Origin of the sequence: Pseudomonas sp. MYb541 (assembly GCF_037479595.1) — a bacterium.
In the GTDB taxonomy this organism is placed as follows: domain Bacteria; phylum Pseudomonadota; class Gammaproteobacteria; order Pseudomonadales; family Pseudomonadaceae; genus Aquipseudomonas; species Aquipseudomonas canadensis.
Map to the genome: position 1 here is coordinate 145405 of NZ_JBBGYS010000005.1, position 22260 is coordinate 167664.

Genomic DNA, 22260 nt, shown 5'->3' on the forward strand with positions numbered 1-22260 from the left:
CAGGACTCACTATAATCAGATGTCCATATTTAATTCGCAGGAGTCCTTTTGTGAGTGACCCACTGTCCGACGTCATCGCACTGCTCAAGCCGCGTGCGGTGTTTTCCAAAGGCATCAGCGGCGCCGGGACCTGGGGCGTGCGCTATTCCGAGTTCGGCTTGCCCAGCTTTTGCGCGGTGCTCGAAGGCAGTTGCCGGCTGGTCATTGACGGCCAGCCTGAACTGGTGCTGGAAGAGGGAGATTTTTTGCTGCTGCCCAAGACGCCCGCGTTCACGCTTTCGGGGTTCGCGCCAGTAGAGCCGTTGGCGATGGTGCCGGTGTATGGCAGTACCCAGCCCGATGAACTGCGCCACGGCGACCCCGACGCACCGGCCGATGTGCGCCTGTTGGGAGGGCATTTCGACTTCGAATCCCCCGAAGCCGCCATGCTGGTAGCGATGTTGCCGGCGCGGGTGCATGTGCGCGGTGTCGAACGTCTGGCGACGCTGGTGCGCCTGCTGCGGGAGGAGTCCACGGCACAGGCGGCGGGGCGCGAGTTGGTCCTCACGCGGCTGGTGGAAGTGTTGCTGATCGAGGCCCTGCGCTCGATCCCGCCTGCGCACACGCCCCAAGGCTTACTGCGCGGCCTGGCCGACCCCAGGCTGGCCAAGGCCCTGCGCCGGATGCATGGCGACCTTGCCTATGGCTGGACAGTGCCGCAGTTGGCCCAAGTGGCCACGCTTTCCCGTTCGGCGTTTTTCAAACGCTTCATGGCTACCCTGGGCCAGGCGCCGATGGAGTATCTGCTGGGCTGGCGCATGACCGTGGCCAAGGACCTGCTGCGCAGCACGCAACTGGGCATGATCGAGGTGGCGGAGGGCGTGGGGTATCGATCGGCCAGTGCGTTCAGTACGGCGTTTACCCGGCATGTGGGGGTGCCGCCGAGTCAATACGCCAGAGGCGCCAGCCGCTAGGTGTTGTCAGGCACGAGCATCAGCTTCAGGCATTTTAGAAACAGCGGCCGATATTCTTCCGGCAGGCGTTCCAGCAACTTTCTTTCCACCTCAAAATCCCTTGGTAGCACCCGGTCCAGCAAATCGGTGCCGGCAGGCGTCAGGTAGAGCTGGTAGGCGCGCTGGTCGTTCTGTGCGCTGGTGCGTTGCAGCAGGCCGTTGGCGCACAGGCGCTTAACCATCTCGGCAACGGTGTTGCGATCCATGAACAGATGCCCGGCCAGGGCGTTCTGTGTAAGCCCAGGATGCTGGAACACCACCACCAGTGCAGCCTTCTGCCTTGGGGTGAGCGCCTCGGCGGCAAACTCGGCGCTGAACAATTCCTCAGCCATGAAGTGCGCTCGGCGCAGAAGGTGCGAGGCCACATCTTCAAGATGGAACTGCTCTACCAGCTTTTGGCTTTCAGGTGAAAGGGCGGGGGGATTTTGGCTCGATGGCATGGCAGTCGAAGTCTTCCGTGTGCGTCTTCCCTACATAAACAGTTTGGGAGACGGTGAGTTTGTATGTGCACGTATCAAATATAGAAAAATCAGCGACATAAGTATTGGCCTTTCGTTGGCTCGAAACAAGCCGAACATTCGTCGGGGTTTTAGCCCGTATAAGTTGTTTTTTTGCTTGTAAAATCTGTTGACAATGTAGTTATCACTACATACCATTGGCCTAAATTAGGACGTGCACGTACATAAGGGAATAAAATGCTCACTTCCGATCCTCTCCATACGTCAAAACTCTGGGCGCCGATTCGCAGCTTGACGTTACCCGCTCCGCATTTTTCATACAGCCCGGTAGTACGTGCCGGGGCGTTTGTCTTCGTGTCCGGTCTGGTGGGGCTGGAGCCCGACTCGGGACGCTTGATTGAAGGCGGTATGGAAGCTGAAACCCGGCAAATACTCAAAAACCTCAAGCGCCTGAGTGCGGAGCTAAGCCTGGACCTTGACCAACTGATGCTGGCGCGGATCTATTGCACCGACTTTTCCCGGTTTGGCGAGATCAACCAGGTCTGGGAAACCTTTTATAAAAACAGGACACCACCAGCGCGTACGTCGGTGGGTGCCACAGCGCTACCCTTGGGCGCCTTGGTCGAAATGGAATTTCAGTTCGTGATTGATCCTTCACTGCCTTGATCCACACAAAAAAAACAGGAGAAGCGACATGGCAACTGGTGAAATTATCAGCGGATTTCTGGCTCCCCATCCGCCGCACATGCTCTATGCGGAAAACCCGCGGCAAAACGAACCACGCTCAAACGGTGGTTGGGAACAACTGCGCTGGGCCTATGAAAGGGCGCGCGCGAGTGTTGAGGCGCTCAAGCCGGATGTGCTGCTGGTGCATTCGCCCCACTGGATCACTTCGGTAGGGCATCACTTCAGCGGGGTGGCCGAACTTTCCGGGCGCTCGGTGGACCCGATTTTCCCCAACCTTTTCCGCTTTGATTACGCGATGAAAGTCGATGTGGATTTGGCCGAAGCATGCTGCGAAGAAGGGCGCAAGGCGGGTCTGGAAACCAAGATGATGCGCAACCCGCGCTTTCGGGTGGACTACGGCACCATCACCACCCTGCACATGATCCGCCCGCAGTGGGACATTCCGGTGGTGTCCATCTCGGCCAACAACACCCCTTACTACATGAGCATGGAAGAGGGTTTGACCGAAATGGATATGTTGGGCAAAGCCACCCTGCAGGCCATCCGCAAGACGGGCAAGCGGGCTGTGGTGCTGGCGTCCAATACCCTGTCGCACTGGCATTTTCACCAGGAGCCCGAGCCGCCGGAAGATATGACCAAGGAGCATCCCGAAAACTTGTTGGGGTATCAGTGGGATATGCGCATGATCGACTTGATGCGCCGTGGCCAGATGAAGGAAGTGTTCCGTTTGTTGCCGCAGTTCATCGATGAGGCATTCGCCGAGGTCAAGTCCGGGGCATTTACTTGGATGCATGCAGCCATGCAGTACCCGGAGCTGGCCGCCGAACTGCACGGCTACGGTACGGTGATCGGCACCGGTAATGCGGTGATGGAGTGGAACCTGGTCAAGGCAGGCCTTGCCCGCGCAGCCGTAGCGGGCTAATGGCACTTGCCTCGAGTGGTACCCGACTTTCCTTCTTCTGGTGAATTGATCATGACCATTGTTTCGGCTTTTCTTGTTCCGGGCAGCCCGCTTCCACAACTGCGTGGGGATGTACCGGGTTGGCGCCAATTCCAGCTGGCCATGCAGCAGGCGGGCGCTGCGCTGCGGGACTCACGCCCGGATGTGGTGCTGGTGTACTCCACCCAGTGGTTTGCGGTGCTGGACGAAATCTGGCTGACGCGACAGCGCAGCCAGGACATTCACGTCGACGAAAACTGGCACGAGTTCGGCGAACTGCCCTACGACCTCTACAGCGACGTTGATCTGGCCAACGCCTGTATCGACGCCTGTCGCGCCCAAGGCACCCCAGCTCGTGGAGCAGATTATGAAGCATTCCCCATCGACACCGGCACCATCGTCGCCTGCACGGCGTTGGGCATTGGCGATGAGTCGCTGCCCCTGGTGGTGGCGTCTAATAACCTCTATTACAACGGAGAGGCCACCGAAAAACTGGGGGCCATTGCCGCGCGCTGTGCGTTGGAGCAAGGCAAGCGTGTCGCGATCATCGGGGTGGGCGGGCTGTCAGGCAGCGTGTTTACCCGGCATATCGAACCGACCGACGACCATATCGTGAAGCCCGAAGAGGACCAATGGAACCGCACCATCCTCGGTTTGCTCGAGACCGCAAACCTTGCTGCGCTGAAGGAGCAACTCCCGCTCTACATCAAGCAAGCACGGGTCGACATGGGGTTCAAGCACTTCAGTTGGCTGCTGGGTGCCCTGAACGGCCAGTTCAAAGGGGCAAAAGTTCACCACTACGGTGCGCTCTATGGCAGCGGCGCGGCCGTGGTCGAGTTCACCTTGTAAGTTAGCTGCACCCCCACAGCGTTAGCGATTCAAGGGCTTCGACGACAGTTAAAGCCACGGGTTTCCTGCGCCTGAAAATCGTCAAAAGCGTTGCAGTTTCAGACGCATTTTTTGCCAAGTTTCACTGAGGTCAGTCATGAAGCACTATCGTAACTATGTAAACGGGAAGTGGGTCGAAAGCCAGCGCACCTTCGAGGACATCAGCCCGGTGGATGGCTCGCAGGTTGCGATCGTCCACGAAGCCAGTCGCGAGCTGGTAGACGAAGCCGTCAAGGCTGGCCACCAGGCGCTGGCCGGTGAGTGGGGGCGTACCAACGCCAGCCAGCGGGTGGCGGTGCTGCGACGCATTGCCGATGAGATGGAGCGTCGCCAGGATGACTTTCTGGCGGCAGAAATGGCCGACACCGGCAAGCCCCACGCCATGGCGTCAACCATCGACGTGCCCCGGGGCATCGCTAATTTCCGGATGTTCGCCGACATCCTCGCCACCGCCCCGCTGGACAGCCACCGACTGGACTTGCCGGACGGCGCCTACGCGCTCAACTACGCGGCCCGCAAACCCTTGGGCGTGGTCGGCGTGATCTCGCCGTGGAACCTGCCGCTGCTGCTGATGACCTGGAAGGTCGCTCCCGCCCTGGCCTGCGGTAATGCCGTGGTGGTCAAACCCTCGGAAGACACGCCGGGCAGCGCCACGCTGCTGGCCGAAGTCATGGAAGCCGCTGGCGTACCGCCTGGTGTGTTCAACCTGGTGCATGGGTTTGGGCCCGACTCGGCCGGCGAGTTCATCTCCCGACATCCGGACATCAGCGCTATCACCTTCACCGGCGAGTCCCGCACTGGCACCACCATCATGCGTGCGGCTGCCGAAGGCGTGAAGCCGGTATCGTTCGAGCTGGGTGGCAAGAACGCGGCGATCATTTTTGCCGACTGCGACTTCGAAAAAATGCTCGATACCATGATGCGCGCGCTGTTCCTCAACAGCGGCCAGGTGTGCCTGTGCTCCGAGCGCGTTTACGTCGAGCGGCCACTGTATGAGCGCTTCTGCGAAGCCTTGGTGGCACGAATCAAGGCCATGAAAGTCGATTGGCCGAACGACCCAGCCACGCAAATGGGTCCGCTTATTTCGGCTAAGCATCGCGACAAGGTGCTCGGCTATTTCGAGTTGGCCCGCCACGAAGGCGCCACCTTCCTGGCCGGTGGTCGTGTTCCGTATTTTGGTGATGTGCGCGACGAAGGCGCTTGGGTCGAGCCGACTGTCATCACCGGCCTGGGGGACGACGCCCGTTCGGTGCGTGAAGAAATCTTCGGTCCGATCTGCCATGTCTCGCCCTTTGATACCGAGCAGGAAGTCATCGCCCGCGCCAACGACACGCGCTATGGCTTGGCTGCGACTATCTGGACATCAAACCTTGGGCGCGCCCATCGCGTCAGCGAAGCCATGCGTGTGGGCATCAGTTGGGTCAACACCTGGTTCTTGCGGGATCTGCGCACGCCATTTGGCGGCGCGGGTTTGTCGGGGATTGGCCGTGAGGGCGGCCTGCATTCGCTGAATTTCTACAGCGAATTGACCAACGTATGCATTCGCATCGACGAGGAGGCAAGTGATGTCTGAGCACTTGAAACGGGTGGCCGACCTTTTGCAACACGCTGCGAAAGCCGGCCAGGCGATTGACCCGATCCGTGATCAATTGCCCGGTGGCGTCGCTGACGCCTACAAGGTGCAGCAGCTCAACACGCTGCGCCAAGTCAGCGAAGGGCGTCGCGTCACCGGCCGGAAAATCGGCCTGACCTCGGTTTCCGTCCAGCGCCAGTTGGGCGTCGATCAGCCGGACTTCGGCACTTTGTTCGACGCCATGGAATTCACCGACGGCGAAGAGATCCCGCAGTCTCACCTGATGCAGGCCAAATGCGAAGCCGAAGTAGCGTTGGTGCTTGAGCACGACCTGGACCTTGAACACATCGTGCTCAGCGACTTGATCGCGGCCACCGCCTATGTGCTGCCGGCTATCGAAGTGGTGGGCAGCCGGATCGCCAACTGGAACATCGGCATCCTCGACACCATCGCCGACAACGCTTCGGCCGGGGTTTACGTGCTGGGCCAGCGCCCGGTCAAGTTGCAGGACCTGGATCTGCGCCTGGCAGGCATGGTCATGGAGCGTCGGGGCGAGCCGGTGTCGTTCGGCGTTGGTGCGGCATGCTTGGGCAACCCGCTCAATGCAGCTCTGTGGCTGGCTCGCACGCTGGCGAGCGAGGGCACCGCCTTGCGCGCCGGTGATGTGATATTGACCGGGGCGCTGGGCCCGATGGTCGCGGTGACGCCGGGCGATGTCTTTGAGGCTCGCATTCAAGGGTTGGGCAGTGTCCGTGCCTGCTTCGAACACGCCAGTTGAGATAAACCAATGAAAATCCAACGTATTGCAAAGCGCCTCGACGACGCCGCACGGCACGCAGAAGCCACCCCGCAACTGACCGGCGAAGACGCGCTGACCCTTGAGGAAGCCTACGCGGTGCAGCGCTTGCTTATCGAGCTGCGGCTTGGCCGGGGCGCGCGCCAGGTGGGAATGAAGATGGGTTTTACCAGCCGCGCGAAGATGGCGCAGATGGGCGTCAGTGACCTGATCTGGGGCCGCCTGACCGACGACATGCTGATCGAGGAGGGCGGCAGCATCGATCTGTCGCGCTATGTGCATCCGCGGGTCGAGCCGGAAATCTGTTTCCTGCTGGGCAAGCGCCTGCACGGTGACGTGACACCCTTGCAGGCCATGGCAGCCGTGGAGGCTGTGGCGCCTGCTTTGGAAGTGATCGATTCACGCTACCGGGACTTCAAGTTCTCGCTTCCCGATGTGGTGGCCGACAACGCTTCGTCATCCGGGTTTGTGGTGGGCAACTGGCAGCGCCCGGACCTGGACTTGAGCAACCTGGGGTTACTGATGAGCTTTGATGGGCGAGCGGTGGAGTTGGGCAGCACGGCGGCGATTCTCGGCTCGCCGGTGCGCGCACTGGTGGCCGCCGCACGCTTGGCCGCGCAACAGGGTGAAGCGCTGGAGCCCGGCTCGTTGGTCATGGCCGGTGCGGCGACGGCAGCCGTGGCCTTGCGCCCCGGCGTAGCAGTGCGCTGCGAGTTCCAATCGCTAGGGGCCGTGGCCTTCAATACAGTACGCGAGGGATAACACCATGAACGAATCACTTTCCGGCACCGCCAGGGTTGTCGATGGCAAAGCCACGCCCTTGGGCACGTTTCCCCATGTGAAACGGGCGGGGGATTTCCTCTACGTCTCGGGCACCAGTTCGCGTCGTCCCGACAACAGCATCGCCGGGGCCGGGCTGGATGCCGCCGGCCACGTGCACCCGGACATCGCAGTGCAGACCCGTGAGGTGCTGCAAAACATCCGCGACATCCTGCGCAGCGTCGACGCCGACCTCAGCGATGTGGTCGAGATCTGCAGCTACCTGGTCAACATGAATGACTTCTCCCAGTACAACCAGGTGTATGGCGAGTTCTTCGACGCCAGCGGACCTACCCGTACCACCGTGGCCGTGCACCAGTTGCCCCATCCGCAACTGGTGATCGAAATCAAGGCCGTGGCCTACAAACCGTTGCCGCGCCAATAGGGAGCCGGAGCATGTCTACTTTTCCAATCCCCGTGGCGATCATTGGCTCGGGCAACATCGGCACCGACCTGATGATCAAGATCTTGCGGTATTCCAAGTGCCTGCAGGTGGCCGCTCTGGTGGGTATCGACCCCGCATCCGACGGCCTTGCACGCGCTGCCCGCATGGGTGTGCCGACCACTGCCGAAGGCATTGACGGGTTGCTGGCGCTGCCGAATTTCGCGGATATCCGCATCGTGTTCGACGCCACGTCTGCCACTGCCCACGCGCTCCACAACGCCAAGCTGCAACCCCATGGGGTGCGGGTGATCGACCTTACGCCAGCGGCCATCGGGCCCTACGTGATTCCGGTGGTCAACCTCGACAAACACACGCAGGCGCCCAACCTGAACATGGTGACTTGCGGCGGCCAGGCGACCATTCCGATCGTGCATGCGGTGGCCCAGGTGGCGCCGGTGCATTATGCGGAAATTGTCGCCTCCATCTCCAGCAAGTCCGCCGGCCCAGGCACTCGCGCCAACATCGACGAGTTCACCGAGACCACCTCCCGGGCCATCGTCGAGGTCGGCCAGGCGGCACGGGGCAAAGCCATCATCGTGCTCAACCCGGCCGAACCGCCGCTGATCATGCGCGACACGGTGTATTGCTTCGTCTCGCCCGGTGCCGACATCGAGGCCATCCGCGCAGCAGTGCAGGCCCGGGTGGCCGAGGTGCAGCAATACGTGCCGGGCTACCGTCTGAAACAGGAGGTGCAGTTCGAGCATTACGGCGAGGACAACCGCCAGAACATCCCGGGGCTTGGCTGGAGCCTTGGGACGAAAGTCTCGTTGTTCCTGGAGGTAGAAGGCGCCGGGCACTACCTGCCGGCGTATGCGGGCAACCTGGACATCATGACCAGCGCGGCCGTGTCGGTGGCTGAGCGGATCGCCCACAGCCACGTCAGCGGAGGGGTTTGAAAATGGTTGCGACAGCGAAGAAAATCTACGTCAGCGACGTGACCCTGCGTGACGGCATGCACGCCATCCGCCATCGCTACAGCCTTGAACAGGCTGCGCAAATTGCCCAGGCCCTGGACGAGGCGGGCGTCGACAGCATCGAGGTGGCCCACGGCGATGGTTTGCAAGGCTCCAGTTTCAATTACGGCTTTGGTGCCCACACCGACCTGGAATGGATCGAGGTGGTCGCCGATACGGTAAAACGTGCGCAGATTGCTACGTTGCTGCTACCGGGGATCGGCACTTTGCATGACCTCAAGGCCGCCTATAACGCCGGCGCCAGGGTCGTACGGGTGGCCACCCACTGCACGGAGGCCGATGTGTCGCGCCAGCACATTGAGTACGCTCGCCAATTGGGCATGGACACCGTCGGCTTCCTGATGATGAGCCATATGCAGACTCCGGCCGCCCTGGCTGCCCAGGGCAAGCTGATGGAAAGCTACGGCGCTCAGTGTATCTACGTGGTGGATTCGGGAGGTGCGATGAGCATGTCGGACATCGCCGAACGTTTCAAAGCCATGAAGGATGTGCTCGACCCGGCCACAGAGACCGGCATGCACGCCCATCACAACCTGAGCTTGGGCGTCGCCAATAGCCTGGTAGCGCTGGAGCACGGCTGTGACCGCATCGATGCCAGCCTCACCGGCATGGGGGCGGGCGCGGGCAACGCACCGCTCGAAGTGTTCATCGCCGCCGCCGAGCGCATTGGCCTCAATCACGGCTGCGATGTGAAGCGTCTTATCGACGCTGCGGAAGACATCGTGCGGCCCCTGCAAGAGCGGCCAGTACGGGTCGACCGCGAAACCCTGGCGCTAGGGTATGCCGGGGTTTACTCGAGCTTTCTGCGCCACGCCGAAGTGGCCGCCAAGACCTACGGACTGTCAGCGTTCGACATTCTGGTGGAACTGGGCAAACGCCGGATGATTGGTGGTCAGGAAGACATGATTGTCGATGTGGCCCTGGACATGCTCAAGGCGCGCTGACACGTCACACCCTTTGTAAAAGGTTGCATGAATGAACGGCGTATCCCGTTCATTCGTGGGCCGGTGCTCGTCCGTTATGTCTAGACATTTGAAGTTGTTTTTTCCCAATAAAAATAAAACCAGACAACTGCCAACTCATGATGGATATCGACAAATGAATCTTAAAAACCGGGTCAGGCACACAGTGGGGCTGGCGCTGAGTTGTTCGCTGGCGAGTATGGGGCAGGTCGCGTTGGCGACTGAGGGTGGGGCGTCTTCGTATCCTATGGGTGTGGAGAACTTCATGTCCGGGGCAATGCCGCCGCCGGGGGTGTATGGCATCGTTTACGCGCAGCACTACGAAGCCGACCGCCTGATGGGGAACGATGGAGGGCGGCTGCCGGTGGACTTCAAGCTGCGGGCCAACGTGATTGCGCCGCGAGTGGTGTGGATTACCGAACAGCAGGTGCTGGGCGGCCAACTGGCGTTTGAAGTAATTGCGCCGTTGGTGGACCTCAAGGTGGCTGTCAACGTGGCCAGCGACCACAAGCGCGAACTGGGGGACATCACCTTCGGCTATGGCCTGGGTTACTACTACAGCGACAAGTTCCATGCGGTTTACGGCGTCGACGTCATTGCCCCCACCGGGCGCTTCGACCGCAATGAACTGCTCAACATCGGCCGCAACTACTGGGCGGTGCAGCCGGTGGCGGCATTCACTTATGTGGACCCCGCAGGCTTGAATGTCGACCTCAAGACCATGTATGACATCAACGCCAGAAACCCCGACACCGATTACCGCTCCGGCCAGGAGCTGCATGCTGACTTCGCCGTCGGCTGGGGCCTGGACAATGGTTGGGTGTTGGGCGTGGGCGGCTATGTCTATCGGCAAACCACCGATGATAACGTCGACGGCGAGCGCCTCAAGGACAACAAGGGGCGGGCGTTTGCGATCGGCCCGTCACTGAAATACGCCAGCCCCCACGGCTGGTTGGTCACTGCCAAATGGCAGCAGGAGAGCAGCGTGCGCAATCGCGCCGAAGGCAACGCTTACTGGATCAAGTGGGCGTTTCCATTCTGACTTGCTACGACGTACGCAGATTAATATCAATTGAGCTGAATTTTCGAGAGGTAGTGACGATGGCTGGCCCCTTGTACAAACACTTCAACACCCCGCAGGAACTCAACGAGCAATACGACATTGAAGCCTCGGTGGCGGATTTTGGCGCCTATGTCACGCAGTTCGTCGAGGGCAGTCGCGCGGTTCGCGAAACCCTGCCCAGCCAGTTGGACGTGCCCTACGGCCCGACCCTGAGCGAAACCCTCGACGTGTTCTTCCCGCCCCAGGCAGCGGTTGACGGCGCCGGCCGCCCGGCGGTGTTTTTTGTGCATGGCGGTTACTGGAAGGCCACCAGCAGCAAGGAGTGGAGCTATGTGGCCAAGGGGTTGAGCGATTTGGGCGTGATCACCGTGGTGGAAAACTACGCGCTCTGCCCAAACGTCTCCATCGCTGAAATCGTGCGTCAGCACCGTGCGGCCTTCAGCTTTATCTGGTGCAATGCCGAGCGTTTCGGTATCGACCGCCAGCGCATCGTGCTGGTCGGCCATTCGGCAGGCGCCCATGGTGTTGTCGAACTGCTGGGTACAGACTGGCTAGGTGAATATGGCCTGCCGGCGCAGCCCTACGTTGGCGCGGTGGCGGTCAGCGGGGTCTACGACCTGCGACCTTTGCCTCACACCTTCTTGGCGCCCACACTGGGCATCACCCCCGCACAAGCCGAAGCACTCAGCCCGCAATTGCGGATACCGGCGAATCTGCCGCCGCTGCTGATGCCCTACGGTCTCAAGGAGCCCGCCGAGTTCCAGCGTCAGACCGTCGACTACGCCGCCGCCTGCGTGGCTCGCAGCGAAAATGTGGAGGTGCTGGCATTGGCATTTGACCACTTCAACATCCTCGACGAACTGGCAGACGGAAGGGGGCCTATCTTCACGCAAGTAATGGAGTGGCTCACTGTAGAGGAGGATGTAGGAGTACGCATATGAGCTCTCCTAGGAACGGCAAATACGGCTACCGAACTCGAGAATTAAGGTCGATAATGTCCATCTGTTTTAAGGCTGGGGGCATCCTTTTTCAACCATCTATCGCATGCCCTCAGATATGCCCCCAGATGTCTAATGCTCTGGAAGTAGGTAGAGCCCCATGGCCTATGAAAAGACAGAAGTGATCAGATAAACAGCCGGCCCGACGAAGCCTGGAGACTCTCAGGGGCGCCAAAAAACATTTCGACTGGGCTCTAACTCGGTAGTTTCAGTTTGAAAAAATCTTAATATGCCCCCAATTTTGCCCCCACTCAGACGCCGTACATAAGCGATCACGAATGGCGATTCCTGACGAAATCCAGTATGGCTCTGGATGGCTTTCGGTGTACGCCCAAACTGGGTACCGGCGGCAGTCCTGTCAACGCAAACTCATCAATACCGATTTGCTCTGTGCTGCTCAAGTCGACCCGTTCAGCGAGCGGTCGGGTCGCCAAGTTGTAAACAAACTCACCGGTCGCCTCATCCCGTCAGAGCATGCGGCGCAACACGTCGTTGCGCGGGTCGCGGTCGTAGAAGCGATGCTTGAGGGCGCCCGCCACATGCAGCACGATCAGGACCAGCAACGTATAGGCGAGGACTTTGTGCAGCCATTGGAACACCGCGAACCAATCGTCATTCTTCGGCAACAGCTCCGGCAGGTTAACCCCAAAAAAGAACACCCCATCGCTCATCGTGTAGGTGCTCGACATGGAGTAGCCCATCAACGGCACGATCACCAGCAGCACGTACATCACGCGCTGGGTCAGGCGTGACAGGAACCGTTCATACCCCGCCAGGGTTTCCAGCGGCTGCGGCAGCTTGGGGGTGCGAAAACGCACGGCGAGCTGAGTCAGGACCACCAGGAACGTCAACACCCCAAAGGACTTGTGCCACGGGTAATAGAGCTCGTATTTGCTCGCCACTTCATCGTTCATGCCGGTCATGTGCCAGCCGACCCACAGCAGGCCCAGGACGAGCACGGCACGCACCCAGTGCAACACGCGCAGGGAGGTCGGGTACCGATCGATTGTCGGTTGATCTATTGGGTTCATATCAGGCTCTCCACGGAGCGATGCACGGTTGAATGGCCACCCTCAACGTTGGAGGGTGGCTCGGTCGGGGTAGGCGCTGCACTCAGGCCGGCAGTAGCACGGTGATGACTTTCTCCTCGGTGTAGGCCAGTGCGCCGCTGAACCCACCTTCACGCCCGATACCGCTGGTCTTGACGCCGCCCCAGGGTAGGTTGGCGTCCAATGGGCTCCAGCAGTTGATGCCCACGGCGCCGGCTTTCACCGCTGCCGCGACGCGGTGCGCTCTGACCAGGTCGCTGGTCCAGACCGTGGCCGCGAGGCCGTAGCTGCTGTCGTTGGCCAGGGCTATCGCTTCGTCTTCGCTGTCGAACGAGATCAGCGTGCCGACAGGACCGAAGATCTCGTTGCGGGCGATTTCCATGTCGTTGCGGGCGTTGGCGAAGATCGTCGGACGCACGAACCAGCCCTGCTTAGGGGCCGAAACGCCACCGGCCAGCAGCGTTGCGCCTTGGTCGATACCCAGCTGTATGTAGCGGTTTACGCGATCGAATTGCGCCTTCTTGGCCACTGGGCCCATCTGTACGCCGGGCTCGCGAGGGTCGCCCACGGTCACCGCCTGTGCGGCCTCGGCCAGCGCGGCGCCGAAGCGTTCGGCGATGCTGCGCTGCACCAGGATTCGCGAGCCGGCCGCACACACCTGGCCCAGGTTGGCGAACAGGCCGAGCGTACAGCCGCGCAGGGCGTCCTCGAAGGAGGCATCGTCGAACACAATCTGCGGGCTCTTGCCGCCCAATTCCAAGGCCACGCGCTTGAACAACACACCGGCGGTGCGCTGGATTTCACGCCCGGCCTCGGGACTGCCGGTGAAGCTGATCTTGTCGACATCCGGGTGTTCGCACAGGGCGCGACCGACTTCGTTGCCGTAGCCGGTGACCACGTTGATCACGCCGTCCGGGAAGCCCGCTTCTTGCGCCAGCAGCGCCAGGTGCAGGGCCGACTGCGGGGTTTCTTCCGATGGTTTGATTACGACGGTGCAGCCAGCCGCCAGCAATGCAGCGAGCTTCCACACGGTGATCATCAGCGGCGAGTTCCAGGGCACGATGGCACCGACTACGCCGACGGGCTCGCGTACCGTGTACGACAAGGTCTTGGTGCCAAAGTAGCCACCAGTGGGAATGGTGCGGCCTTCAAGCTGGTTGGCCCAGCCAGAGGCTGCGCGCAGGTTGGCAATCGCGTTGGGCAGGTCCATACGGCGCGGTTCGATAGGGGAGCGACCGATGGCGTTGGCGTCCAGATCGGCCAGCAGTTCGCTGTCGCGCTCAACCAGGTCGGCTAGCTTCGATAGCAGTCGGCCACGCTGGGCGCCGTCGAGTTGGCTCCATTCGCCGCCTTCAAGTTGCCGGCGTGCAGCCGCCACGGCACGGTCCACGTCCTCACTGGTGCCACGCGCGGAGCTGCCATACACCCGTTCGGTCACGGGGCTGACCAAGTCGATACGACGACGGTCGAAAGCTTCGCAGGACGTACCTTCGATGAAATGATTCAAGTGCTCAGTCATTTTGCGGTCCTCGAATAGTGGTCAGGTTCACGCCTTGAGGGACGCCAGGGCGTCGCCGAAGATGTTCAGTGCCTTGAAGAACAGTTCGCGGGAGATCGTCAGCGACGGCATCACACGCATCACGTTGCTGTAGCGGCCACAGGGAATCATCAGCACGCCGTGGTTGAGCAGATAGCCCATCAGTTGGCCGATCCTCTCGCCCGCCAGGGGCGCCTTGGTGAGCGGGTCTTCGACCAGTTCGATGCCGATCATCAGGCCGCGCCCGCGCACTTCACCGACCAACGGGCTGTTGAAGCCACGAATATGCGCCTGTGCCTCCAGCCCCAGCGTGTGGGCGCGGTTGAGCAGGTCGAGTTCAGGATCCTGCAGGATACTGATGTTGGTCAGAGCCACGGCGGCCGACAACGAGTTGGCGGCGAACGTGTTGGGCATGGAACCGTCGGGGATTTTCGCTGCCAGGTCCGAGCGCATGATCAGGCCGGCCATGGGCAGGTCGCTGCCGATGCCCTTACCGAAGGTGAGCATGTCGGGCTGCACGCCGGAATGTTCGACCGCCCACATTTTGCCGGTGCGCCCCGCGCCGGACTGCACTTCATCGACGATCAGCAGTGTGCCGCTGCGGTCGCAGGCCTTGCGCAGCAATTGCAGGAATTCCGGCGATGGGGGCACGTAGCCGCCTTCGCCCTGTACCGGTTCCACGATCACGGCTGCCACGTCATCGGCGGCGGTGTAGGGAGTGTTCAACAGGTAGTCGATGTACTCGCCGGCGATCTGCTCGGCGCTTTTGTGGGTGGTGTCGAAAGGGAAACGGTAGGCGTAAGGGTAGGGGGCGTGAATCACGCCACCCATTTGCGCGCCAAAACCTTTGCGGTAGGCCGTGCCAGTGGTCAGCGAACCCGAAGCGTTCCACACGCCATGGTATCCGCCGTGAAAGGCGATGATCTGGTGCCGCCCGGTGATGCGCTTGGCAAACTTGATCGCCGCTTCCAGTGCATCACTGCCGCTTTGTGTGAAGAAGGTGATGCAGTCGCCACGCAAACCCTCGGGCGCGATTTCGGACAGCTTGGCGGCCAGCTCGGTACGCCGGGTGCTGTTGATTTCCAGGGCATGCATCAGCACTTCGGACTGTTCGCGAATCGCCTGCACCACTTTGGGATGGCAGCGGCCTACGCTGCTGACACCGACGCCGGCGGACAGGTCGATGTAGGTGTTGCCGTCCGGGTCCTTGAAGGTTGCGCCGAAGGCTCTGTCCATGGCGATCGGCATGCGTCCGCCGCCGCGCGCCATCGACTCGGTACGCGCCGAAAGCGCCAGGGCCTCGCACGTTTTGGGGCCGGGGAGCGTGCTGGAGGTGATGTGCGGTGCATCGGCGAAATGCAGGGCTGCAAGCTTGGCTTCACTCATGACGGATTCTCTGCGATGTTGATTGATGTGGCCTGATCATCTACGCGACGCGGGTAAGGCTGGTAGCCCGAATCGGCACATGTGGGGCGCTGACGCAGGTGAGGCGGCGTGAACTGAAGCTTTCACGAAATTTGCATTAATTGCGCTATGTGAGAATATCTATAAATAAATCGACCTTAAAATAAAAAATATCCGAGGGTATCGCTCATTATGAGAAATAACAGCGTCGGTCATTTTAAGGATGTTCACGTTCATGCGGCCAACGTGCAGCAGTGGAACCAGGACTACAGCCAGTTAACCGCCGGTTCGACCGAGAGTTCGCTGATGCAGTTGACCACCGGCGGTTGCCACGTTTTCCTTGAGCAGATCAACCAGCGTGTCGTGCAGCACGGTGTCGCGCCGCGGGGCAAGATGTGCTTCGCGGTGCCGATCAACGTGCCCGGCTCGATGCGAATGCAGGGGCGCGAGGTGGACGACAGCAGCCTGTTCTTTCTGCGCGGTGGCGAGGAGTTCATGTTTCATATGCCGATGGGCATGCAGCTGCTGTCCATCACGTTCGAGCGTGAATTGTTCGAGCAGGCGCTGGCGCAAACCGCGTCGGCCAAGGATGTGAGCCTGTTGCTGCGTCAGCCGGTGATCAGGGTTTCCAGCCAACGTTTCGCCGATGCCCGTCGGCGCTTGCTGGCGGTGTTCGCCCAGGCGATGGCCAGCGATGCTCACGACAGCGCACAAGAGCGGCAACACGACGAGGCGCTGGAGCAGGCCATGCTCAGCGAGTTGATGCAGCTCATGGCCGATCCGGCCTGCGATAAGCAGCAGCGCACGAGCAGTTCCACGCGCAGTTTTATCGTCGAGAAATGCCACCGCATGGCGACCACCGGGCTGTTCGACGTGCCCAGTGTGTTCGAGCTGTGCGAACGCCTGCAGATCAGCCGGCGCACGGTGCAGAACAGCTTTCGCGCCGTGGCCGAGACCACGCCGCTGAACTACCTTCGCTGTGTGCGGCTCAATGGCGTACGCCGCACCTTGATGTCCACCCAGGCCGCGCATCTCTCGATTGGCGATGCCGCGGCCCAGTGGGGGTTCTACCACCTCAGCCATTTTGCGGCTGAGTACCATGCGCTGTTCGCCGAATTACCGTCCCAGACATCACGCGCCGCCATACCGCCGTGTGTTACACGCGGAACTGATCCATCAGCTTCATCTGTTGATTGGCCCGCGCGTTGAGCTGACTGCTGATCTGCGCCGACTCGGCGGCCTGTTCCGTCAGGGTCTCGGTCACGCCACGGATGGTCGAGACGTTGCGATTGACCTCTTCGGCCACCGCACTTTGCTCCTCCGCCGCGCTTGCAATCTGCAGGTTCATGTCGCTGATCACCGTTACCGCGTCGCTGATCTTGCCAAGCGCCTGCACGGCCTGATGAATCTGCCCGGCGTTGTCCTGGGCGAGCGTCTGGCTGGAATGCATGGTCGCCACCACGCCCCGCGTGCCGGTTTGGATGCGTTCGATGACCATGCGGATTTCCTCGACGGAATCCTGGGTGCGCTTGGCCAGGTTGCGGACTTCATCGGCCACCACCGCAAAACCCCGGCCGCTTTCCCCGGCACGCGCCGCTTCGATCGCAGCGTTGAGTGCCAGCAGGTTGGTTTGCTCGGCAATGCTGCGGATCACTTCCAGCACCGAACCGATCTGCTCGCTGTTGACCGCCAGGGCTTCGACTTCCGTCACGGCCTTGCTGACCTCGCGGGCCAACGCATTGATGTCCTGGGTGCTGCGCTCGATAAGGGTGATGCCATCCCTGGACGCCTGGTCGGCACCGCGTGCTGCCTGGGCGGCATTCGAGGCGCTGTGGGCGACTTCATGGGCGGTGGCGCTCATTTCGTTGGAGGCGGTTGCCAGTTGATCGATCTCGCGAAATTGCACCTGCATCCCTTCACTGGTCAGCCGCGCAATTTCCGAAGACTGGTCGGCGGTGCCGCGCGCATCGGTAATGCTCTGCTTGATCTGCGCCACAGTCGGCTGCAGTTTGTCGAGGAAACGGTTGAACCCGTTCACCAGTTCGCCCAGTTCATCTTTCTTGCGGTAGTGCAGGCGTTGGGTCAGGTCGCCGTCGCCACTGGCAATTGCCTTGAGCATCTGCGCGACACTGTTGATCGGGCGCGTCACCCCGGAGGCAGTGAACCAAATGAGCAGCAGGCCCAACAGCCCGGAGCCGATGGCCACCAGCAATGACTCCAGCGTGTCGCGGGTTTGGGTCTGGTCAAGCACGGTCTGAAGCGCTACCGAGTCGGCCAGCAAGACTTGTTTGGGCAAATCAATGACCACCCCCCAAGCTGGCGCGTCGGGGATTGGTGCGACGGGGTAGACAGCGCGGATCAAATCATTCTGGGCCAGTACCAGCGGTTTTTTTTGCGTCAATGCCGCAAGTATCGCCTTGCTTTCCTCGCCCAATGCGACGTTGAGCGGCTTGGCAACCTGGGCGACATCCTTACTGTAGGCCGCGAGCACGCCGCTGTCAGACACGATCAGCATGCTTCCCGAGCCGTTGAACAGCATGCGCTGGGCATCGTTTGCGGCCGCTTGCAGGGCGCCGAGTGCGAGATCCACGCCGAGGGCGCCGATCACCTTGCCATCGGCAATCAACGGTATCGACAGCGTGGTCATCAGTTGTACCTGCCCGGCCTGGGTGTCGGCATAGGGCGCCATCAGGCAGGTGCGCCGTGTGTCTCGCGGGCAGGTGTACCAACTGTTGTAGGGGGTACCACTGATGCTGAGCTCGGTCTTCTGCAAATCGCTTTCGGGAATCAGTATGTTCACCGACTCGCCGGCGCCACGATTCCAGGCACTGGCAAAGCGACCGGTTTCGTTGGAGGCGCGCGCGGCGTCGTTGGCGAATGCGTTGTCTTGCCCCTCCAGCGCATTCGGTTCGAAAACCAGCCACAGCCCGAGTATCTGCGGATTGCGCTCGAAGGTTGCCTTGAGACTCTGGTTCAGCTCCTCACGCAACGTCGCGGCCGGCAAGCCGCGCTGCGCGGCCATGTTACGCAAATGTGCTGCCTGGTCGGACAGGGCGGTAATGAGCAGCAGGCTGTTGCCGAAGATCCGCTGCAGGTTACCCGTCTGCTCGGCGGCCTTGGCCAGCAGCAGGGTCTCGCCGCTCTCGGTGAGCATCTTGCTGCTGGACGTACTGATCAACCGGTTGTTCTGGTTACTCTGATAGAGGTTCAGGCTGACGATCAGACCGATTACGCCCAGAAGGCACAGGCCGGAAAGCAGGATGATTTTCAAACGGATGGAGAGGGCGTCGAGCATCGGAGTATCTCGCAGGTGAACAGCATGCTTGTTGACCATCAGTTGGCCCGGGCCACTGACTTCTTATTGGGTATGTCGTATATCGGCCGGTCTCGGGTGTTAGGGAGGCCGGTTCGGTAATTCTCTCGTTATCGCGCTATGACGGCCGTCTGCCCGCTGAACTTGACCAGCAGCGCCGCAACCAACAACAGGGCTGTCAGCACCGCGAGCACCGCCACGAAGCCGGCATCGAACGCCGAACGTGCCAGCCCCGTCAGCAGCGCCGCGTCATCGGTCGATAACGTTGCAGAGACCAGCAGCGCGTCGTCCAGGCTCTCGAACGTCAAGGGGTTCAGGCCCAGCCGCGGCGGGATCGTCAGGCTGACACACCCGGCATAAATCGCCGACAACAGGCTGCCTGCCAGCGTCACCCCGGCGGCACCGCCCAGCTCGAAGGAAACCTCCTCGATAGACGCGGCCATGCCGGCCTTATCGGTGGGGACGCTGAGCATGATGGTGCTGGAAGCTGCCGTCAGCGCCGCGCCCATGGCCATGCCCAGTAGCGCAAGGCTGGCAACCTGCAGCGGTACCGCCGCGTTGCACAGCAACACGTAGGCCAGCATGCCGGTCGCCGAGAGCAGCAGGGTCCAGAACAACATGCGTCGATTGCCCAGGCGTGACAGGTAGTAGCCGGCCAATGGCCCGCCAACGAAGGAACCCAGTGGCAGCGGCAGGATAAAAAGGGCTGCCTGCAGGGGGGACATACCCAACACCAATTGCAGGCGCTGGCTGAACACCAGCTCCATGCCGATAAACGCGGCGGCTGAGGCGAGCGCCGCAATCACGGCATTTCTGAACAGCGGTATGCCGAACAGCGACAACTCCAGCATTGGCTGCGCGACGCGGCGCTGACGTCGAATGAACAGTGTCATGAACAACGCCCCCAGCAGTAGCGCAACCAGCATGGCCGCGAAGGAGGGCGACCGTTTGCCGAGTTCCTTGACGGCATAGGCCAGGCTGACCAACGCGATCATGACCTGCAGCGACCCCAGCCAATCCCAGTGCCGCTGGGCATTGCCCGGATGAGCATGGATCAGCATCGCCCCGAGCAGCAGCGCCGCCAGCACAATCGGAACGTTGATCAGAAACACCGAGCCCCACCAGAAATGCTCCAGCAGCAAGCCGCCCACGACCGGGCCGAGCGCCGCACCGCCGGAGGCCACCGATGCCCAGATACCAAATGCCATGGCCTGTTCGCGCTCGTCGCTGAACGTCAGCCGGATCAGTGCCAGGGTGGCGGGCATCATCATTGCCGCGCCGACGGCCAGGCCACCACGGGCGCCGATCAATACATTGGCCGAGGGCGAGAATGCAGCGATGAGCGAGAACAGGCCGAACACACTCAACCCGCCGAGGAACAGCCGTTTGTGCCCCAGGCGATCACCGAGCGTGCCCATGCCCAGCAGCAGGCCGGCGGCGATCAGCGCGTAGATATTGATAATCCAGAGCTTTTGCGAGGCCGTGGCGCCGAGCTCGCGGGTCAGGGTGGGCAAGGCGGTGTACAGCACGGTCATATCAATGACGATGAGCAGCAATGCGCTGGAAATAATGGCAAGGATCAGCCAGCGGTGCTTGGAGGGCATAGTGTGGGCTCGATAATTGAATGGCCAACGCCGGCAACTTCAGGTCAGCCAGGCATAGGACGGGTGAACCTAGCATGCACGAGCGCGCACCCGCGCCGTTATCCCAAATCGGCGGGAGAATAAGTCGGCCCCGACCTGTTTTGGGGCGCTGGCCGCGATGTTACCGATTTGGGATAGCGAGGGTTACGTGGCGGGCATAGGATCGAATCCAGCGTGCAACCTCAAGAATAAAAGCGCTACCCGGCACCGATAGCGCCTGGATCGGGGCCACCCCACAGCGACTGCCTCATACAATAAGGTCAATAACATGAGTGTAACTCTCCCGGTCAACAGCTCTACGGAGCTCAAGCGTGGCGCCCTGGGTGTCGGCTTCATCATCTTCTTTGTGATTTCGGCGGCAAGTCCGCTCAGTGTGATTGCCGGTGGGTTCCCGATCGGCATCATGCTGGGCAACGGTGCCGGCACCCCAGCGTTACTGCTGCTGGCATTGCTGGTGCTGTTGGCGTTCTCGGTGGGTTACACCACCATGTCCCGCCACGTCACCAACGCCGGCGGTTTCTACGCCTTCACCTCCCGTGGCCTGGGCGGCCTGGCCGGCGGCTCGGCGGCAGTGCTGGCGATGTTCGCCTACAACATCTTGCAGATCGCCCTGTATGGCATGTTCGGTGGTGTGGTCGCCGGTACCATGGAGAGCATGGCGGGCGTGATATTGCCTTGGTGGTCCTATTCGCTGATGGCGATGGCCAGCATTGCATTTCTCGGCTATCGCAATATCGACCTCTCGGCGCGGGTATTGTCGTTGGTGGTGATCGCCGAATACCTGGCGATCCTGATCCTCGACTTTGCCATTCTGAAAACCGGGGGTGACAGCGGAGTCAATCTTGACTCATTTACCAGTCAGCATGTGTTCAGCGGCACTCCGTCCATTGGTCTGCTGTTCTGTTTCGCCGCCTTCATCGGCTTCGAGGCCACCACTATCTACGGTGAAGAAGCGAAAGACCCGAAGCGCACCATCCCAATCGCGACCTACAGTTCGGTGTTGCTGATCGGTGGGTTCTATGCGCTGTCGGTATGGTCGATGGTCGTGGGAGTGGGCGCAGACAAGATCGTGCCGATGCTGCAAGCCATGCAAGACCCCACCACCTTTATCTACGGCATGTCCGATCACTTCGTCGGCCCGCACCTGACCCTGGTCATCCGCGTGCTATTCATGGTCAGCATCTACGCCGGGCTGTTGGCGTTCCATAACGCCGCAGCGCGCTACTTCTACGCCATCGGCCGTGACGGCTTGCTGCACAGCGTGCTGGGCACCACCCACCGCGTGCACCAGAGCCCGCACATGGGGTCTGCTTTGCAGAGCCTGATCGCGGCCGTGGTGGTATTGATCTTCGCCGCGATGGACGCCGACCCGATCCTGCAACTGTTCGCCTGGTTCTCCAACCTGGCAACCCTGTGCGTGATCCTGCTGATGGCGATGACCTCGATCGCAATCTGCGTGTATTTCCATCGGCACCCCGAACTCAAAGTCGGCCTGCTGCGAGGGCGCATTCTGCCGGTGGTGTCGTGCCTGGCATTGCTGAGCGTGCTCGTACTGGCGGTGGCGCATTTCGATGTGCTGACGGGGGCCAGCCAGCTCTTGTCCTACAGCTTGTGCGCGGTGATTCCCGCAGCCCTGCTGGGCGGCCTGTATCTCGCCGCGCGCCTGCGCAAGGTGTCGCCGCAGCGGTTCCTGGCCCTGGGCAGTCACAAACTCTAAGG

20 protein-coding genes are annotated in these 22260 nt (G+C 61.2%); 14 read left to right on the forward strand and 6 right to left on the reverse strand.

Going from position 1 to position 22260, the window contains the following annotated elements:
• Positions 1 to 50: 50 nt before the first annotated feature.
• A complete protein-coding gene (locus WH299_RS04920; RefSeq protein ID WP_099491943.1) occupies positions 51 to 953 on the forward strand; it encodes a cupin domain-containing protein in 903 nt (300 codons plus the stop codon).
• On the opposite strand, the gene WH299_RS04925 is transcribed toward WH299_RS04920, so the two are convergent.
• On the reverse strand, positions 950 to 1324 hold the full coding sequence (locus WH299_RS04925; RefSeq protein ID WP_256591529.1) for a MarR family winged helix-turn-helix transcriptional regulator: 375 nt from the start codon (positions 1322 to 1324) through the stop codon (positions 950 to 952). The genes WH299_RS04920 and WH299_RS04925 overlap by 4 nt on opposite strands.
• Before the next feature lie 363 nt (positions 1325 to 1687).
• Here WH299_RS04925 and WH299_RS04930 point away from each other — a divergent pair, with 363 nt between their 5' ends.
• The 11 genes from WH299_RS04930 to WH299_RS04980 all read left to right on the forward strand — a co-directional run bounded on the left by WH299_RS04930 (position 1688) and on the right by WH299_RS04980 (position 11538).
• On the forward strand, positions 1688 to 2116 hold the full coding sequence (locus WH299_RS04930; protein ID WP_339549745.1) for a RidA family protein: 429 nt from the start codon (positions 1688 to 1690) through the stop codon (positions 2114 to 2116).
• A 28-nt stretch (positions 2117 to 2144) separates the two neighbouring features.
• Positions 2145 to 3059 (forward strand): tRNA U-34 5-methylaminomethyl-2-thiouridine biosynthesis protein, encoded by a 915-nt coding sequence (locus WH299_RS04935; protein WP_099491946.1) that lies wholly within the window; start codon positions 2145 to 2147, stop codon positions 3057 to 3059.
• Positions 3060 to 3110: 51 nt separating this feature from the next.
• Positions 3111 to 3926 carry a tRNA U-34 5-methylaminomethyl-2-thiouridine biosynthesis protein gene (locus WH299_RS04940; RefSeq protein WP_099491947.1) on the forward strand — a complete coding sequence of 272 codons (816 nt, stop codon included), beginning with the start codon at positions 3111 to 3113 and terminating at the stop codon, positions 3924 to 3926.
• A gap of 136 nt (positions 3927 to 4062) precedes the next feature.
• Positions 4063 to 5538, forward strand: a complete 1476-nt coding sequence (locus WH299_RS04945) for a 2-hydroxymuconic semialdehyde dehydrogenase (RefSeq protein WP_339549746.1) — start codon at positions 4063 to 4065, stop codon at positions 5536 to 5538.
• Entirely contained in the window at positions 5531 to 6316 is a 786-nt protein-coding gene (locus tag WH299_RS04950; RefSeq protein WP_099491949.1) for a 2-keto-4-pentenoate hydratase, read from the forward strand. The genes WH299_RS04945 and WH299_RS04950 overlap by 8 nt, the downstream gene beginning before the upstream one ends.
• 9 nt (positions 6317 to 6325) lie before the next feature.
• Positions 6326 to 7096, forward strand: a complete 771-nt coding sequence (locus WH299_RS04955) for a 2-keto-4-pentenoate hydratase (protein WP_099491950.1) — start codon at positions 6326 to 6328, stop codon at positions 7094 to 7096.
• A 4-nt stretch (positions 7097 to 7100) separates the two neighbouring features.
• Positions 7101 to 7538 carry a RidA family protein gene (locus WH299_RS04960; protein WP_099491951.1) on the forward strand — a complete coding sequence of 146 codons (438 nt, stop codon included), beginning with the start codon at positions 7101 to 7103 and terminating at the stop codon, positions 7536 to 7538.
• A gap of 11 nt (positions 7539 to 7549) precedes the next feature.
• Positions 7550 to 8494 (forward strand): acetaldehyde dehydrogenase (acetylating), encoded by a 945-nt coding sequence (locus tag WH299_RS04965; protein WP_099491952.1) that lies wholly within the window; start codon positions 7550 to 7552, stop codon positions 8492 to 8494.
• A gap of 2 nt (positions 8495 to 8496) precedes the next feature.
• Positions 8497 to 9516 (forward strand): 4-hydroxy-2-oxovalerate aldolase, encoded by a 1020-nt coding sequence (dmpG, locus tag WH299_RS04970; protein WP_099491953.1) that lies wholly within the window; start codon positions 8497 to 8499, stop codon positions 9514 to 9516.
• Between the two features lie 154 nt (positions 9517 to 9670).
• Positions 9671 to 10576, forward strand: coding sequence for a SphA family protein (locus WH299_RS04975; RefSeq protein ID WP_099491954.1), 906 nt, complete (start codon positions 9671 to 9673; stop codon positions 10574 to 10576).
• A 59-nt stretch (positions 10577 to 10635) separates the two neighbouring features.
• Positions 10636 to 11538, forward strand: coding sequence for an alpha/beta hydrolase (locus WH299_RS04980; protein ID WP_339549747.1), 903 nt, complete (start codon positions 10636 to 10638; stop codon positions 11536 to 11538).
• A 524-nt stretch (positions 11539 to 12062) separates the two neighbouring features.
• Here the strand turns inward: WH299_RS04980 and WH299_RS04985 are convergent.
• The 3 genes from WH299_RS04985 to WH299_RS04995 all read right to left on the reverse strand — a co-directional run bounded on the left by WH299_RS04985 (position 12063) and on the right by WH299_RS04995 (position 15567).
• Positions 12063 to 12626, reverse strand: coding sequence for a cytochrome b (locus WH299_RS04985; RefSeq protein WP_126570222.1), 564 nt, complete (start codon positions 12624 to 12626; stop codon positions 12063 to 12065).
• An 82-nt stretch (positions 12627 to 12708) separates the two neighbouring features.
• Entirely contained in the window at positions 12709 to 14163 is a 1455-nt protein-coding gene (locus WH299_RS04990; RefSeq protein WP_339549748.1) for an aldehyde dehydrogenase family protein, read from the reverse strand.
• A gap of 27 nt (positions 14164 to 14190) precedes the next feature.
• A complete protein-coding gene (locus tag WH299_RS04995) occupies positions 14191 to 15567 on the reverse strand; it encodes an aspartate aminotransferase family protein (protein ID WP_099491958.1) in 1377 nt (458 codons plus the stop codon).
• A gap of 210 nt (positions 15568 to 15777) precedes the next feature.
• Between WH299_RS04995 and WH299_RS05000 the strand changes: the two genes are divergently transcribed.
• On the forward strand, positions 15778 to 16794 hold the full coding sequence (locus WH299_RS05000; protein ID WP_339549749.1) for a helix-turn-helix domain-containing protein: 1017 nt from the start codon (positions 15778 to 15780) through the stop codon (positions 16792 to 16794).
• Here the strand turns inward: WH299_RS05000 and WH299_RS05005 are convergent.
• Positions 16742 to 18880, reverse strand: a complete 2139-nt coding sequence (locus WH299_RS05005) for a methyl-accepting chemotaxis protein (RefSeq protein ID WP_339450642.1) — start codon at positions 18878 to 18880, stop codon at positions 16742 to 16744. The two genes, WH299_RS05000 and WH299_RS05005, sit on opposite strands and share 53 nt — an antisense overlap.
• 128 nt (positions 18881 to 19008) lie before the next feature.
• Complete coding sequence (locus WH299_RS05010; RefSeq protein WP_099491961.1) at positions 19009 to 20502, reverse strand: MFS transporter; 1494 nt, start codon at positions 20500 to 20502, stop codon at positions 19009 to 19011.
• 307 nt (positions 20503 to 20809) lie between these two features.
• Between WH299_RS05010 and WH299_RS05015 the strand changes: the two genes are divergently transcribed.
• On the forward strand, positions 20810 to 22258 hold the full coding sequence (locus tag WH299_RS05015; RefSeq protein WP_099491962.1) for an APC family permease: 1449 nt from the start codon (positions 20810 to 20812) through the stop codon (positions 22256 to 22258).
• Positions 22259 to 22260: the final 2 nt, after the last annotated feature.

Excerpts from the sequence above, each read along its gene's own strand:
- WH299_RS04925 (WP_256591529.1), bottom strand. The coding sequence starts at position 1,324 with ATGGCTGAGGAATTGTTCAGCGCCGAGTTTGCCGCCGAGGCGCTCACC.
- WH299_RS04930 (WP_339549745.1), top strand. The coding sequence starts at position 1,688 with ATGCTCACTTCCGATCCTCTCCATACGTCAAAACTCTGGGCGCCGATT.
- WH299_RS04935 (WP_099491946.1), top strand. The coding sequence starts at position 2,145 with ATGGCAACTGGTGAAATTATCAGCGGATTTCTGGCTCCCCATCCGCCG.
- WH299_RS04940 (WP_099491947.1), top strand. The coding sequence starts at position 3,111 with ATGACCATTGTTTCGGCTTTTCTTGTTCCGGGCAGCCCGCTTCCACAA.
- WH299_RS04945 (WP_339549746.1), top strand. The coding sequence starts at position 4,063 with ATGAAGCACTATCGTAACTATGTAAACGGGAAGTGGGTCGAAAGCCAG.
- WH299_RS04950 (WP_099491949.1), top strand. The coding sequence starts at position 5,531 with ATGTCTGAGCACTTGAAACGGGTGGCCGACCTTTTGCAACACGCTGCG.
- WH299_RS04955 (WP_099491950.1), top strand. The coding sequence starts at position 6,326 with ATGAAAATCCAACGTATTGCAAAGCGCCTCGACGACGCCGCACGGCAC.
- WH299_RS04960 (WP_099491951.1), top strand. The coding sequence starts at position 7,101 with ATGAACGAATCACTTTCCGGCACCGCCAGGGTTGTCGATGGCAAAGCC.
- WH299_RS04965 (WP_099491952.1), top strand. The coding sequence starts at position 7,550 with ATGTCTACTTTTCCAATCCCCGTGGCGATCATTGGCTCGGGCAACATC.
- dmpG (WP_099491953.1), top strand. The coding sequence starts at position 8,497 with ATGGTTGCGACAGCGAAGAAAATCTACGTCAGCGACGTGACCCTGCGT.
- WH299_RS04975 (WP_099491954.1), top strand. The coding sequence starts at position 9,671 with ATGAATCTTAAAAACCGGGTCAGGCACACAGTGGGGCTGGCGCTGAGT.
- WH299_RS04980 (WP_339549747.1), top strand. The coding sequence starts at position 10,636 with ATGGCTGGCCCCTTGTACAAACACTTCAACACCCCGCAGGAACTCAAC.
- WH299_RS04985 (WP_126570222.1), bottom strand. The coding sequence starts at position 12,626 with ATGAACCCAATAGATCAACCGACAATCGATCGGTACCCGACCTCCCTG.
- WH299_RS04990 (WP_339549748.1), bottom strand. The coding sequence starts at position 14,163 with ATGACTGAGCACTTGAATCATTTCATCGAAGGTACGTCCTGCGAAGCT.
- WH299_RS04995 (WP_099491958.1), bottom strand. The coding sequence starts at position 15,567 with ATGAGTGAAGCCAAGCTTGCAGCCCTGCATTTCGCCGATGCACCGCAC.
- WH299_RS05000 (WP_339549749.1), top strand. The coding sequence starts at position 15,778 with ATGAGAAATAACAGCGTCGGTCATTTTAAGGATGTTCACGTTCATGCG.
- WH299_RS05005 (WP_339450642.1), bottom strand. The coding sequence starts at position 18,880 with ATGCTCGACGCCCTCTCCATCCGTTTGAAAATCATCCTGCTTTCCGGC.
- WH299_RS05010 (WP_099491961.1), bottom strand. The coding sequence starts at position 20,502 with ATGCCCTCCAAGCACCGCTGGCTGATCCTTGCCATTATTTCCAGCGCA.
- WH299_RS05015 (WP_099491962.1), top strand. The coding sequence starts at position 20,810 with ATGAGTGTAACTCTCCCGGTCAACAGCTCTACGGAGCTCAAGCGTGGC.